We start from the raw sequence: 14,118 nt of genomic DNA, 5'->3' as shown, positions 1-14,118 counted from the left end.
ACTCATCCTTTTAGCATCGGCATATGAACGCCTTTTTCTTTTGCTGTGCGGATTGCAATATCATAGCCAGCATCCGCATGACGAACAACGCCAAGCCCTGGATCTGAAATAAGGACGCGATTAATTTTATCTGCCGCCAGCTGTGTGCCATCCGCAACGAGAACTTGACCTGAATGCTGCGAGAATCCTATGCCGACACCGCCCCCGTGATGAATACTGACCCAGCTCGCTCCGCCTGCCGTATTGACTAATGCATTGAGTAATGGCCAATCTGATACTGCATCCGAGCCATCCATCATGCCCTCTGTTTCGCGATTTGGTGACGCAACAGAGCCTGAATCTAAATGGTCACGCCCGAATACGATGGGTGCTTTTAGTTGGCCGCTTGCAACCATTTCGTTAACTTTATGTGCAAAGCGGTGACGGTCACCGTAGCCAAGCCAGCAAATACGCGCCGGTAAGCCTTGCCACTTCACCATTTTTTGCGCCATATCGATCCAGTTTACTAGACTCACATCTTCTGCAAACATTTCCTTTGCTAGTGCGTCTGTTTTATAAATATCCTCCGGGTCCCCCGATAGTGCTGCCCAGCGGAATGGTCCTTTCCCCTCGCAGAATAATGGTCGGATATACGCTGGAACAAAGCCCGGGAAATCAAAGGCATTTTCTACGCCCATTTCTTTTGCATAAGCACGTATATTATTGCCGTAATCGAACACTTCAGCTCCACGCTCTTGGAACTCTAGCATTGTACCCACATGCTCAGCCATCGTTTCTTTTGCACGACGCTCATATGTTTTCACATCTGATTTTCGCAAATCTAGTGCTTCTGAAAGTGTCATGCCATTTGGAATATAGCCGTTAACCGGGTCATGCGCACTCGTTTGGTCTGTCACGAAATCTGGAGTAATTCCGCGGTTTAACAGCTCGCGGTTGACGTCCGCACAGTTGCCAACAACCCCAATTGATGCGGGTTCTTTTGCTGCTGTTAGTTTATTGACAAGCTCCATTGCCTCGTCCACAGTGTCACACACATAATCACAATAGCCTTCGTTCATTTTGCGTTCAATTTTCGCACGGTCTACTTCCACAACAAGGATAACCGCACCGGCCATTTTTCCTGCAAGAGGCTGCGCACCACTCATACCACCCATACCACCAGTTAAAATAAATTTGCCGCGTAAGTCTGGTGAGCCGAACACTTTTTTCCCTGCTTCCACAAAGCTTAAATATGTCCCTTGTAAAATGCCTTGTGCGCCAATATAAATCCAGCTACCCGCTGTCATTTGACCGTACATCATTAAATTGCGTTCTTCTAATTCATAGAAATGGTCCCAATTTGCCCAGGCTGGTACTAAGTTGGAGTTCGCAATGAGGATGCGCGGTGCATGTTCATGTGTGCGGAATACAGCAACCGGCTTACCGGATTGCACAAGCATTGTTTCATCGTTTTCTAGCACTTTCAACGTTTCAATAATTTTTTCATAGCTTTCCCAGTTACGCGCTGCTTTGCCAATGCCGCCGTATACCACAAGCTCATCTGGATTTTCTGCAACTTCTGGGTCTAAATTATTCATCAACATACGCATAGCAGCTTCCTGTGTCCACCCTTTACACGTAAGTTTATTGCCTGTTGGTGCTTTAATATTTGTTTTAAAAACCATGTGACCCTCTCCTTTTCCTCTTGAATAATCTTTTTTCTAAAAAAAGAATTATTACGTTTATTATAGTAAATTTATGTATTTACGACTAATTTTAGAGATTACAAGACACAACTCGCCCATAACAGGGCGAGTTGATGTCCTTACTTATCTAGTTGGGAAGGATATACTTTCATATCCACAAAAAAAACCTGCAACGCAATTTTGCGGTACAGGTTTTTTTTAGACAACATATTTATAATACGCTTAATTGAATATCCTTTTGATCACTGACAAACATATGTCCCGGTGCGTGTGTAATCATAATGGCCGGCTTACTTTGCATAGCAACTGCTTGCGGTGTTACTCCACATGCCCAGAAAACAGGAACTTCACCATCTTTAATCGTCACGGCATCCCCAAAATCAGGCTTATGCACATCTTGAATACCGATTAGTGCAGGGTCACCAATATGAACCGGTGCACCGTGTACACCCGGATAGCGCGATGTAATTTGTACCGCTCGAATCGCATCCTCTGCTGTCATAGGACGCATGCTGACTACAAGCGGTCCAGAAAACTTACCAGCAGGTGTTGTTTCAATCGATGTTTTATACATTGGGACATTGCATCCTTCTTCAATATGACGAATTGGAATACCATTTTCTAATAAGGGCGTTTCGAATGTGAAACTACAGCCAATTAAGAAGCTGACAAAATCATCTTGCCAGTACGCTGTAATATCGTTTACTTCTTCAATAAATTCACCATTTTTGTAAATACGATATTTTGGGATATCTGTTCGAATATCAGAACCTTGAGCAATACTGCTTTCAAATTGTCCTGGCTCAAGTACATCGACAAGCGGGCAAGGTTTTTGATTGCGCTGACAAAATAATAAAAAATCAAACGCATCTTCTTTTGGTAAAATTGCTAAGTTCGCCTGCGTGTGACCTTTTGACATCCCCGCTGTTGGCGATTGGATAATTTCATCACGGATTGCTTGTCGAAGCTCTTTAGGTGACATATTTTCGTAGTTCATGCTATTCCTCCTTCAATTAGAACAGTGATGAAATATTTGTGAAGACCGTACGTACACATAAAATACCCATAACAACAACTACGATGACACCTGTAATCGTTAAAATTTTTGGATGCTTGTACACTGTACCAACGATATTTGTTTTATGTGCACCAATTAGCATGATTGTTAACGCAAGCGGTAAGATCATTGCGTTTAACGCACCTACGATAATTAGTGTTGTCACTGGTTGACCAATTGTCGTGAAAACCACTGTTGAAATGACGATAAATGTAATCGTAATCCAGTTATGATACTTCTCGATTTTTGGGTGGAATGAGCGAATGAATGATACCGATGTATACGCAGCGCCAACAACAGATGTAATAGCTGCTGCCCACATGATAACACCGAAAATTCGATACCCTATGTCACCAACAGCTAATTGGAATACGGATGCAGCTGGATTTGATGGGTCTAGTGTTAAACCCTTCGATACAACTCCTAATACCGCTAAGAACAACGCAACACGCATAACGCCAGTAATTAAAATTCCCGAAACAGAACTAATCGTAATTTGACGTAAATTTTCCATCCCTGTAATACCTGCATCTACCAAGCGGTGACCACCTGCAAAGGTAATGTAACCACCTACTGTGCCCCCAACTAATGTAACAATTGCTAATAATCCGATTTCTTCTGGCCAAACTGTACGTTTAATTGCTTCACCTACTGGTGGTGCTGTTGTGAACGCTACATAAAGCATTAAGAAAATCATAACGAACCCAGCAATTTGTGCTACGCGGTCCATTACTTTACTTGCTTCTTTGAATAAGAAAATGAAAATTGCGAAAGCTGCACTGACAATCGCACCGTAAATTGGATCAATGCCGAGCATCGTATTTAATCCGAGACCTGCACCTGCTACGTTCCCTATGTTGAATGCTAATCCTCCACAAACAATTAGGAACGCTAATACATAGCCAAGACCTGGAAATACTTTATTTGCAATTTCCTGACCGCGCAAACCCGAAACCCCGATAACACGCCATACATTCATTTGTGCCACGATATCTAAAATGATGGAGATTAAAATAACAAAGCCCATACTTGCCATTAATTGGCTTGTAAATACCGTCGTTTGTGTTAAAAATCCTGGACCAATTGAAGAGGTAGCCATTAGGAATGCTGCACCTAATAACGCACTTGTTCTCCCTTTATTACTCTTCTTTTGTTTGTTCATATTCACTTCTGCCATTCTAAGATGCCCCCTTGTTATTAACTAAACGCTTTTACCTCAACTTGTTCATTTACAAGTCCACTTTGAACCTTTTTAGCGAAATCGACCGCATGTTCTCCGTCTCCGTGAATGCAAATTGTATCTGCACGCAGCGGTACATTCACACCTTGCTGAGCCGTCACAGTTCCCTCTTTTACCATTTGGATGACCTGTGCAATCGATTGTGTATCATCAGTAATCATTGCATCGGACTGCTTACGCGATGTTAATGATCCGTCTTGCTGATATGTCCGATCGGCAAATACTTCATGTGCCGTTTGTAAGCCGAGCGCTTCACTAGCTTTTGTTAGTTCACTCGAAGCTAAACCAAATAAAATTAACTTTGGCGAACTATCATATACTGCTTGTGCAATTGCTTTAGCTAGTGCCGGATCTTTTGCTGCCATATTATAGAGCGCACCATGAGGCTTTACATGTTGCATTTCAGCGCCTACTGCTGTTAAAAATCCTTGTAATGCACCTATTTGATAAATAACCATATCGTAAGCTTCTTGCGGCGTAATATTCATTTCGCGTCGTCCAAAACCATTTAAATCTGGTAATCCTGGATGCGCGCCGATTTTCACATTGTTTTCAATCGCCAACTGCACAGTTTGTCGCATCACAGTTGGATCACCCGCATGAAAACCACATGCGATATTTGCGGAGGTTACATATTTTAAAATTTCATTTTGTTCCCCTAATGTATAGCACCCAAAGCTTTCTCCTAGATCGCAGTTTAAATCTACTGTTAAGGTCATACTTTATCCCCCCTTCTTTTATTAAATATGAAAAAAAATTTATATTAATACATTATTCTAAAATATCTGTAATAACAAGTACTTTTAGTATTCTTTTTTTGTAATTGTGATATAATTCTTGTAATTTCGAGAGGGGGCGCTTATTTTGACACACACAATTTCATTTCAACCTTTAGGGGATTCTGCATTATTCATTCGTTTTGGTGATGAAATTTCACCATCCATACATGAAAATATTCAACAATTTATACAAAAATTTCAAGTTACTCAGCCAGAGTGGTTAGTCGAAATTGTTCCGGCTTATACATCGATTTGTGTACATTTCGATTTACTAAAAGTGGCATCCTGTACTTACTACGGACAATCCATCACAGAATTTCTTGAGCAGTATATACAAGAGATTCATCAAAACATAGGCAAAAGCAATTCAACAGATGGACGCCTTATTGAGGTCCCTGTTGTATACGGAGGGGCATTTGGTCCAGATCTTAGCTACGTCGCACAATATAACGGAATGACCGAAGAGGAAGTTATTCGATTGCATACTAGTAGCGAATGTTTAGTACATATGTTAGGATTTTCTCCTGGTTTTGCATTTATGGGTGGGATGAATCCAACTATCGGGACACCTCGTAAAGAAATACCGCGGTTAGCCATCCCTGCTGGTTCAGTAGGAATTGCTGGTGAACAGACAGGGGTTTATCCGGTTGAAACCCCTGGAGGCTGGCAAATTATTGGCCGCACACCGCAACCATTTTTTATGCCAAATCAGTTACCACCTACTTATTTACAGGCCGGTGATCGCATTCGATTTGTCGCGATTTCAGAAGAGGAATTTTCAACATGGGGGGCTAAATCATGACAATTGAGGTACTAAAACCAGGACTCCAAACAACGGTTCAAGATAAAGGACGCTATGGTTTGCAGCAATATGGGGTGATTGTAAGTGGGGCGATGGATACTATTTCTTATCAAATTGGGAACCTACTATTACAACAAGAAGATTATGCATCCCTTGAGATGACGCTACTTGGACCCACACTAAAATTCCACTGCGATACAACTATTGCAATTACAGGAGGCTCAATGGCACCACTTCTAAACGGGGTGCCTTGTCCGATGTGGCGAGCGGTAATGGTGAAATGCGGGGATGTATTGAAATTCTCTTCAGCTCAAAAAGGGGTACGTTCGTACTTAGCTGTTAAAGGGGGCATTCAAGTAGAGCATGTACTCAATAGTAAAAGCACTTATTTAAAAGCACGTATCGGTGGTCATCACGGGCGCGCTTTAAAAAGTGGGGACAGACTTCCGATTTCCGAATGGTCGACAACTGCTCCATCGACTACCATTGATGTTACCAACTTCAAACTGTTCGAAAACGATGTAACAATTCGTGTACTAAAAGGAACAGAGTATGAAAGCTTTACAGAGAAAAGCCTCTCGTTATTTGAAGAAGCTACCTATACGATTTCAAAAGATGCCGATCGCATGGGGTATCGACTAGAAAGCGATGCCATCCTACATTTACAACAGCCGACAAATATGCTATCTGAAGCAGTTACAATCGGTACGGTACAAGTACCGCCTAGCGGGCAGCCAATTATTTTAATGGCCGATCGTCAAACGACAGGTGGTTACCCAAAAATTGCTCAAGTTGCAAGCGTTGATTTATCAAAGCTCGCTCAATTGCCACCCTATGCAAAAATTCGTTTCAAACTAATTTCTTTAGACGAAGCTCAACAACTTTGGATTAAACAGCAAAAACATTTAAACTTACTAGCACTCTTATTGAATTAAATGTAGGAACAAAAGCGCTATAGCGCCTGCTTAGCCCCGACAAGCGCAGGAGAGACCGAAGCGACCTCGAGGGGCTGGCGCTTTAGCCTAGACGTAGCATTTACTTATTTGAATGTTATCCACATGGCGAAATTTTATAATTTCCTTAACAGCAAAGAAAGGTGTCTCAAAAGTACTTTGAGACACCTCTTTTGCAATGAAAGGTACTGCCAACAACCTTAAAGCCTTGTAATATTCATACTTTATTTAGTAGTAAGAGCAGTCCCAAGAGTGGCGCTTCCACTTTTCGAGAGGGCACTAAAAAAGTTGATTTCTACTGAAAATTCTAATATGTATATGTTAAATAGTGATAGGTCATTGGTGCTCTGGCACTCGCTTTCCGCGGGCGGTGGCGAGCCTCCTCGTCGCTACGCTCCTGCGGGGTCTCACCTGTACCGCTTTTCCCGCAGGAGTCTCGCGCCGCCGCACCAATGCTTTTTCGAATAAAATAAAGCAGAAGCATAAAAATACTGTTTTCGGATTTTTCAGTGCTCTCCTTTTAGAACAGCTCTCTTTTTTAGAAAGGAAACAACAACGGCACCACAATCATCATGACGATGAACATAATAATTTGAAGTGGTACGCCGACTTTCACGAAGTCCATAAATTTATAGCCGCCCGCTGTTAATACCAGGGAGTTCGTTGGTGAAGCGATTGGTGTAGCAAACGCCATTCCGGCCGCAGCAGCAACGGCGATCATAAATGTATAGGGATTAGCGTTCATTGTGAGAGCGGCGGTCATCGCAATTGGTGCGAATAGCACTGCGGTTGCGGTATTGCTGACAAACTGTCCGAACACGACCGTTAATAAATAGACCCCGACTAAGACGCCGTATGGACCATAGCCGCCGAGCGCACTAATAATCCCGTCCGATAAAATAACCATCCCACCTGTTTTTTGCAGGGCGGTTGCCATTGGAAGCATGGCGGCAACAAGGACAATACTTTCAAAATTCATTTTGCCGTACGCGTCGTCCATATTGCGTAGGCAGCCCGTAATAATCATGAGCACCCCCCCGATTAATACAGAAATGACGGCATCGAATACTTCAAATACCATAAGACCAATCATGAGTAGCATAATCGCGCCTGCAATCGGGGCTTTCCCGGTTGCCGCTACAACGCCCGCATGCTCGCGCGGCTGACCAATAACGACGACATCCTGTGTTTCACTTGATAATAAATCAATTTCATCCCACGCACCTTGCACTAATATAGCATCCCCGAAACGAAGCTTTTGCTGTGCCATGTTTTCAAGTAGATAATCCCCTTTTCGGTTAATGCCGAGGATATTTAAATTGTATTTTTCTCGGAAACCGATTTGGCGAACTGTTTCGCCAATTAAACGGGACTGCGGTGTGAGCAGTACTTCGGCAACTCCAATTTTTTTAGAAACAAGCTCCTGTGCGTCGTCCTCAAACGGCTCCATTTGAAGGTTAAAATCCGCAGCAAAGCGCTCTACATCCTCTAGTATCCCTTGCACATAAAGCTCGTCATGTAAATGAATGATGCTCGTTGGACCCGCCATTTCCTGATACGTCATTGGCAGTAAATTAATACCTTCTATAGCACCACGTTTAATTTTCATAATGCAAATATGGTATGTTGCTGGTAACTTTAAATCTGCTAGAGGATGGTCTATAATGGCCGAATCCTCACGTACAATAATGCGGAATAATTTATCCTGTAAATGATATTCGCGCACGATTCGTTTCGGGGATAATTTGTAGCCGGCATCGGATTGCGTACTATTTTTTTCGTTTGGTAATAACGTATTGCGCACAAGCACTAAATAAATTATGGCTGTAATCGTCGCAATAATTCCAATCGGTGTTATGGTGAAGAAACCAAGCTTGGCGTACCCATTATCGACTAAAATTTGACTCACAATTAGGTTCGGCGGCGAAGCAATTAGCGTCATCAATCCGGACATGCTCGCAATATAGGAAAGAGGTATTAAAAATTTTGACGGGCTCACCTTGATGCTCATCGCAATACTGACAACGATTGGTAGCATGAGTGCGACGGTTCCGGTGTTACTCATAAATGCTCCGACTGTCGCAACGATGATTAGTAGCAGTACAAATAATTTCAGCTCGCTATCCCCTGACCACTTTAGTAGCAAGTTTCCCGCCATACCGGCTAATCCCGTTCGCAAAATACCCGCACCCACAACGAACAGCGCGGCAATCATAATGACAACAGAATTTGAAAAGCCAGCAAGCGCTTCAGCAGGTGTTAGGATGCCAAAGATGACAAATGCCAGTAGTGCCATTACGGCCACTAAATCACCGCGTACTCGATTCGTCATAAACAACAGAATTGTAACGGCCAAAATAACAAATGTAAGAGTTAATTGCATAGTTAATTCCTCTCTTTTTATACTCTGCTTCTATTGTAAGTGAAAAACGTTACAATCTCGCCTCTCCCCTAGAAAGTTATTAAAAAAGACGTTTATTCCTAACAAATTTATGACATTTTTATCATAAGCAATTTTCATTTAGCACTCCCTTTTTTCAACACAGTAATAGTGGAAACTAAATTCACCTTCTAGCACATCCCTTTTAGCAACTGTGAACGCTGCTGCTTCAAAAAATTACACTTACCTAGAAAATCGACCTAAATCCTTGTTTATCAGCTTTTATAAGCAGAAATATATCTTTTCGGATAAAAAAAACAACTATTTTAATTAGGTCGACAATCTGTTTAAGATAATTAATATTCTAATATAAAAATTACTTAAAAAGAATTATTACAATGTAGTAGAAATTATGATTTAGATTTGTTATAGTTAGTTATAAAGAGTTTTACAAAATTATTTTCCAGGAGGCACACAAAATGACAATGGACAAACAGCGTCGTTTCACAACAGCTGGTGGCGCACCAGTAGTAAGCAACCATGACTCTATGACTGCAGGTAAACGTGGACCACTTTTACTTCAAGACGTATGGATGCTTGAAAAGTTAGCCAACTTTAACCGCGAAGTAATCCCTGAGCGTCGTATGCACGCAAAAGGATCAGGTGCTTTTGGTACTTTTACTGTAACTCATGACATTACTAAATATACAACTGCAAAAATTTTCGCTGAAGTAGGTAAACAAACACCTATGTTCACACGTTTCTCAACAGTAGCTGGCGAACGTGGTGCTGCTGATGCTGAGCGTGATATCCGCGGTTTCGCAATGAAATTTTACACTGAAGATGGTAACTGGGATTTAGTCGGTAACAATACACCCGTATTCTTCTTCCGTGATCCATTACATTTCACGGACTTAAACCACGTTGTTAAACGCGATCCACGCACAAACATGCACAACGCCAACAGCAACTGGGACTTTTGGACTTTACTACCTGAAGCATTACACCAAGTAACAATCGTAATGTCTGACCGTGGTATTCCAGCTGGTTACCGTAACATGCACGGTTTCGGTTCTCATACTTATAGCTTCATCAACGCTGAAGGTGTACGTCACTGGGTTAAATTCCACTTTGAGTCTCAACAAGGCATCAAAAACTTAACTGGTGAAGAAGCTGGCGCAATCATTGCTAATGACCGCGAATCTTCTCAACGTGACCTTTATGAAGCGATCGAAAAAGGCGATTTCCCTAAATGGAAAATGTCTATTCAAATCATGACTGAAGAGCAAGCGAAGAAACACCCATACAATCCATTCGATTTAACAAAAGTTTGGTACAAAGGTGATTTCCCACTAATTCCAGTTGGTGAATTCGAGCTTAACAAAAACGCCGACAACTATTTTGCTGAAGTAGAGCAATCTGCATTCGCTCCTTCTAACATCGTTCCTGGTATTAGCTTCTCTCCAGATAAAATGTTACAAGCGCGTATCTTTGCTTATGCGGATGCACAACGTTACCGTTTAGGCGTTAACCATTATATGCTTCCAGTAAACGCACCAAAATGCCCATTCCGCACATTCCACCGCGATGGTGCAATGCGTTTTGATGGCAACTTAGGATCAACTATGTCTTATGAGCCAAACAGTTACGGTGAGTGGGAGCACAATACTGATTTAGCCGAACCACACCTAGACTTAGAAGGTGGCGCTGGCATCCACGATTTCCGTGAAGATGACAATAACTACTTCGAGCAACCAGGTAAACTATTCCGCTTAATGAACGCCGATGAGCAACAACGTCTATTCAACACAACTGCTGCTGATATGGCTTCTGTTGAAGAATTTATCAAACGCCGTCACATCTTACACTGCTACTTAGCTGATCCAGCATATGGTGAAGGTGTTGCAAAAGCAATGGGTCTTTCTTTAGAAGGTATGGATCTTTCAAACCCATACACAAAAACATCTGTAGAAGCTTAATTTTATTTTCTCATTAATATCCGTTTAGCCACTGCCTCTTGCAGTGGCTTTTTTTGTTTTTCAAGAGCGCATTGGAGTATCTATTATTACTCCCCCGCCAAACAAAAAAGCGAATTCGGCATAGGCACCGAATTTGCTTCTTCTTTATACATCATATTTTTTTACTATCGTTTCGAGCTGTTCCACATAGGTTTGTAGATTGTTTGTCGTTAGCTTTAATGTCGCGACGGCTTGCTCCTGAACAGTTGCCGATTGTAAAACAGATTGCGTGTTAGCGACAACTTCTTCATTCGCTGCATTTGAGCCTTGAATAGACATATTTACTTGTAATGCGGTGTGCTCAATTTTTTCTGATAAATGTGCAACATCATTTACATTTTGAATGACAATCGTTGCGGATTCGCGCACCTTCATCAGCTCCTCGCTAATTGCATGGACAAACGTTGCTCCTTGCTGTACTTCATGTGTGCTGGTATTCATATCTAGTAATACTTGCTCTGTAACACGTTTAAATTCACCAATATGACCTCGAATATCTTCTGCCGAAACCTTAGTCATCTCCGCCAGTTTCTTCACTTCATCCGCTACAACAGCGAAGCCTTTTCCTTGCTCACCTGCTCTGGCTGCTTCAATGGCTGCGTTTAATGCAAGAAGGTTCGTTTGATCAGCAATGTCTTGAATCACGCCAACCATTTCTTCAATGGAAGAATAACGATCGCTTAAGATAAGTACATTTGCTGAAGTTTTCTCGACTGTTAGTGCCATATTATGCACTCGCTGTGATACATCGTTCGCATTGTGGGCGCTATGTTCAATTAACGTTGTTGTTTCCTGCAAGTTGCTGACCACTTTTTCCACATGATCTGAAACATTATGAATATCAGTTGTCATGACATCAACAGCCTTCAGTGCTTGTTGCGCGAGCCCATGCTGTTGCTCCACACTGACACTAATTTGCTCAATGCTCGCTGTTAATGTCATCGTTGATTGCTCAACATTTGAAGACACATCATTTAACGTATTTGTCGTCTGATAAATATCTTTGCTCATCCCTTTTAAGCTCGTAATCATGTTTGTAATAGATTGCAGCGCGGACTTAAACGCATGTCCGAATTGAGTAATGTTAGTTTGACTCGATAAATTCACCTTGTCCATCAATGCATTTGATCCACTAATTTGTCCTTTATCTAGCTTAATCGTCGCGCTACGCATCACATCAATTGGTTTCAGTAATTGGTATAAATAGTAGCCCAGCCCCGAAATAATCAAAATGCTTAATACAACGACAAGCGCAATGAATAATGGCAATGTATCTTGCAATGCTTTCGATTGAATTGAATCTAGCGTCATAAAGGCTTCATCAATACCAAAAATCGCAAAAACCTCACCTTGTGCATTTTTCATCGGCACATACGCCGAAATTAATTTACCGAATTCTTCAGTATTGACCAGTTCTACATAAGCTCCTTCTTTTTTAAAGGTTTGAATGACTTCATTGTAGTTAACCCCTGCCATGGGCTCCCCCATAGGAAGGACTCCACCCGCATTCAAATCGCCTGCGTCCACCAAGGTAATCGCTTCTTCTCCGCTCGTTGGAGGAACAACCACATACATATACGTTAATGTGTTTTTGTCCAAAAATTCCGTCAATTCACCTTGCAATTCTATATATAAATCGCCTTCAGCCGGATGTTTCGCTAATTGCTCAAAACGTTCTACATCAATTTGCTCTACTAAATAGTCCACTGAATTTTTTGCATCTTCCATATATGCAATTTCTACAATTTTCTTCGTGTTAATATACATTAATACACCAAGGGATAAAACAAATAGTGCTGTAACAATGACAAAACCTAACGCAAGTCTTTTAAATAACCCCGTATTCGAATTTTTCATTCATCCACCCACCCTTATTATAAAACTACTTTAATTATACATGTTATTTCACCTAACAATATTAGATTTCTAGAAATATCACATCTATTTAATTACTTAATTGTAAATAAAGTTGGTGAAATTAAAATCCTTATACCCTTCTTAATTACCACAAAAGTAATGACATTCGAAGTATTTTTATCAGATATACACGAATTTTATTTTAAATAGGTCATTCAATCATTAAAAATTACTTAAAATTGTCAATATATTTGCACATCCTTCAAAAACATTATTCTATAAATGTTGCCAAATCATTAAGTAACCTTACAGTGTCAACCAAAGAGAAACTGAATAAATTTAAAATCTAGCAAACGGGCCCTCGTGCATTTTTTTTGCAAGAGGGCTCTCTTTATTACGTAAATAATAGCGTAGACATATAAATCACAACAGTCACCGTTAAACAGCTAATTATCGTTGAAAAAAGAACAGTTTGTGCGGCTGTTGCAGACTCTACATCATATTCCAACGCCAGACTAGAGCTATTACGCGATGTCGGGAACGCACTCGCAATGAATAACGACTGCGCCACTACCCCGTCTAACCCAAGTGAATAAATAATGAGCAGTGCCACCGCCGGACCAATAATTAAGCGTGTAAAGCAGCTTACAAAAATTGTTTTATTCAACATCGTGCGCATTTCAATTTGAGACAGCTGAGCCCCCAGCGTAATGAGCGCCACCGCAATAAAACCGTCCGCTATATGATCCAATGGAATACGAAAAGTTTGTGGTATTGGCACGTTCAGCATGTTCAAAATCGTCCCAATAATGAGCGCATGAATAATCGGCATTTTAAGAAAATCCTTTAAAATCGCCATCCCTGATTTCGTCGAAGAAATCAGATTATAAAGCCCGTATGTATACGTTGTCACATTTTGAAAAATAACGAGAATGACCTGAATCGCCACCCCAATCGGCTGCGTAACAAAAATCATTTGCGCCACTGGAATACCGTAATTCCCAGAATTAATAAGCACGACGCTATTTTTAAATACCGCAGATTCCTTCTGATCAAGCCCAAGCACCTTGGCCAAATAATGACTCAGCACCATCTGACTGCCGATGAAGAGAATAATAAAAATTGTTATTTGACCGAGCACCGCCATTTCAATTGATGTTTCATAAATATTCACAAACACCGCAGCCGGCATAAAACAGTACGTAATAAGCTGTGACAATGCCTTTAAATTAAACTTGAACTTTCTTTGCAGACCCGCTCCCACAACAAGTAGCACTAAAATCGGCGCAACAATCTGAAAGAAAATCATCGATAAATAGTTCATGTAAAGGACTCCTTTTTCTCTGG

The 14,118-nt window shown here is 41.2% G+C and carries 10 protein-coding genes; 3 read left to right on the top strand and 7 right to left on the bottom strand.

Annotated features, from left to right (window positions below):
- Window positions 1-2: 2 nt before the first annotated feature.
- The 4 genes from hutU to MHH87_RS01030 all read right to left on the bottom strand — a co-directional run bounded on the left by hutU (window position 3) and on the right by MHH87_RS01030 (window position 4,701).
- The gene (gene hutU, locus MHH87_RS01045; RefSeq protein ID WP_340747497.1) at window positions 3-1,664 is read right to left on the bottom strand and encodes a urocanate hydratase; all 1,662 of its coding nucleotides are present in this window, start codon (window positions 1,662-1,664) and stop codon (window positions 3-5) included.
- 232 nt (window positions 1,665-1,896) lie between these two features.
- Entirely contained in the window at window positions 1,897-2,682 is a 786-nt protein-coding gene (locus MHH87_RS01040) for a putative hydro-lyase (protein ID WP_340747496.1), read from the bottom strand.
- A 16-nt stretch (window positions 2,683-2,698) separates the two neighbouring features.
- Window positions 2,699-3,919, bottom strand: a complete 1,221-nt coding sequence (locus tag MHH87_RS01035; RefSeq protein ID WP_445683066.1) for an NRAMP family divalent metal transporter — start codon at window positions 3,917-3,919, stop codon at window positions 2,699-2,701.
- Between the two features lie 20 nt (window positions 3,920-3,939).
- Window positions 3,940-4,701, bottom strand: coding sequence for a LamB/YcsF family protein (locus MHH87_RS01030; protein WP_340747495.1), 762 nt, complete (start codon window positions 4,699-4,701; stop codon window positions 3,940-3,942).
- A gap of 145 nt (window positions 4,702-4,846) precedes the next feature.
- On the opposite strand from MHH87_RS01030, the gene pxpB reads away from it, so the two are divergent.
- Both pxpB and MHH87_RS01020 read left to right on the top strand, forming a co-directional pair.
- Window positions 4,847-5,563, top strand: a complete 717-nt coding sequence (gene pxpB / locus MHH87_RS01025) for a 5-oxoprolinase subunit PxpB (RefSeq protein ID WP_340747494.1) — start codon at window positions 4,847-4,849, stop codon at window positions 5,561-5,563.
- Complete coding sequence (locus tag MHH87_RS01020) at window positions 5,560-6,498, top strand: 5-oxoprolinase subunit C family protein (RefSeq protein ID WP_340747493.1); 939 nt, start codon at window positions 5,560-5,562, stop codon at window positions 6,496-6,498. The genes pxpB and MHH87_RS01020 overlap by 4 nt, the downstream gene beginning before the upstream one ends.
- Window positions 6,499-7,054: 556 nt before the next feature.
- On the opposite strand, the gene MHH87_RS01015 is transcribed toward MHH87_RS01020, so the two are convergent.
- On the bottom strand, window positions 7,055-8,899 hold the full coding sequence (locus MHH87_RS01015; RefSeq protein WP_340747492.1) for an SLC13 family permease: 1,845 nt from the start codon (window positions 8,897-8,899) through the stop codon (window positions 7,055-7,057).
- A gap of 476 nt (window positions 8,900-9,375) precedes the next feature.
- Here MHH87_RS01015 and MHH87_RS01010 point away from each other — a divergent pair, with 476 nt between their 5' ends.
- On the top strand, window positions 9,376-10,875 hold the full coding sequence (locus MHH87_RS01010; RefSeq protein ID WP_340747491.1) for a catalase: 1,500 nt from the start codon (window positions 9,376-9,378) through the stop codon (window positions 10,873-10,875).
- 144 nt (window positions 10,876-11,019) lie between these two features.
- On the opposite strand, the gene MHH87_RS01005 is transcribed toward MHH87_RS01010, so the two are convergent.
- Window positions 11,020-12,771 carry a methyl-accepting chemotaxis protein gene (locus MHH87_RS01005; protein ID WP_340747490.1) on the bottom strand — a complete coding sequence of 584 codons (1,752 nt, stop codon included), beginning with the start codon at window positions 12,769-12,771 and terminating at the stop codon, window positions 11,020-11,022.
- Window positions 12,772-13,165: 394 nt separating this feature from the next.
- Entirely contained in the window at window positions 13,166-14,095 is a 930-nt protein-coding gene (locus MHH87_RS01000) for an AEC family transporter (RefSeq protein WP_340747489.1), read from the bottom strand.
- Window positions 14,096-14,118: the final 23 nt, after the last annotated feature.

Origin of the sequence: Solibacillus sp. FSL H8-0538 (assembly GCF_038003525.1) — a bacterium.
GTDB lineage: Bacteria > Bacillota > Bacilli > Bacillales_A > Planococcaceae > JBBOPI01.
This window is presented reverse-complemented; position numbering and strand designations above follow the sequence as displayed.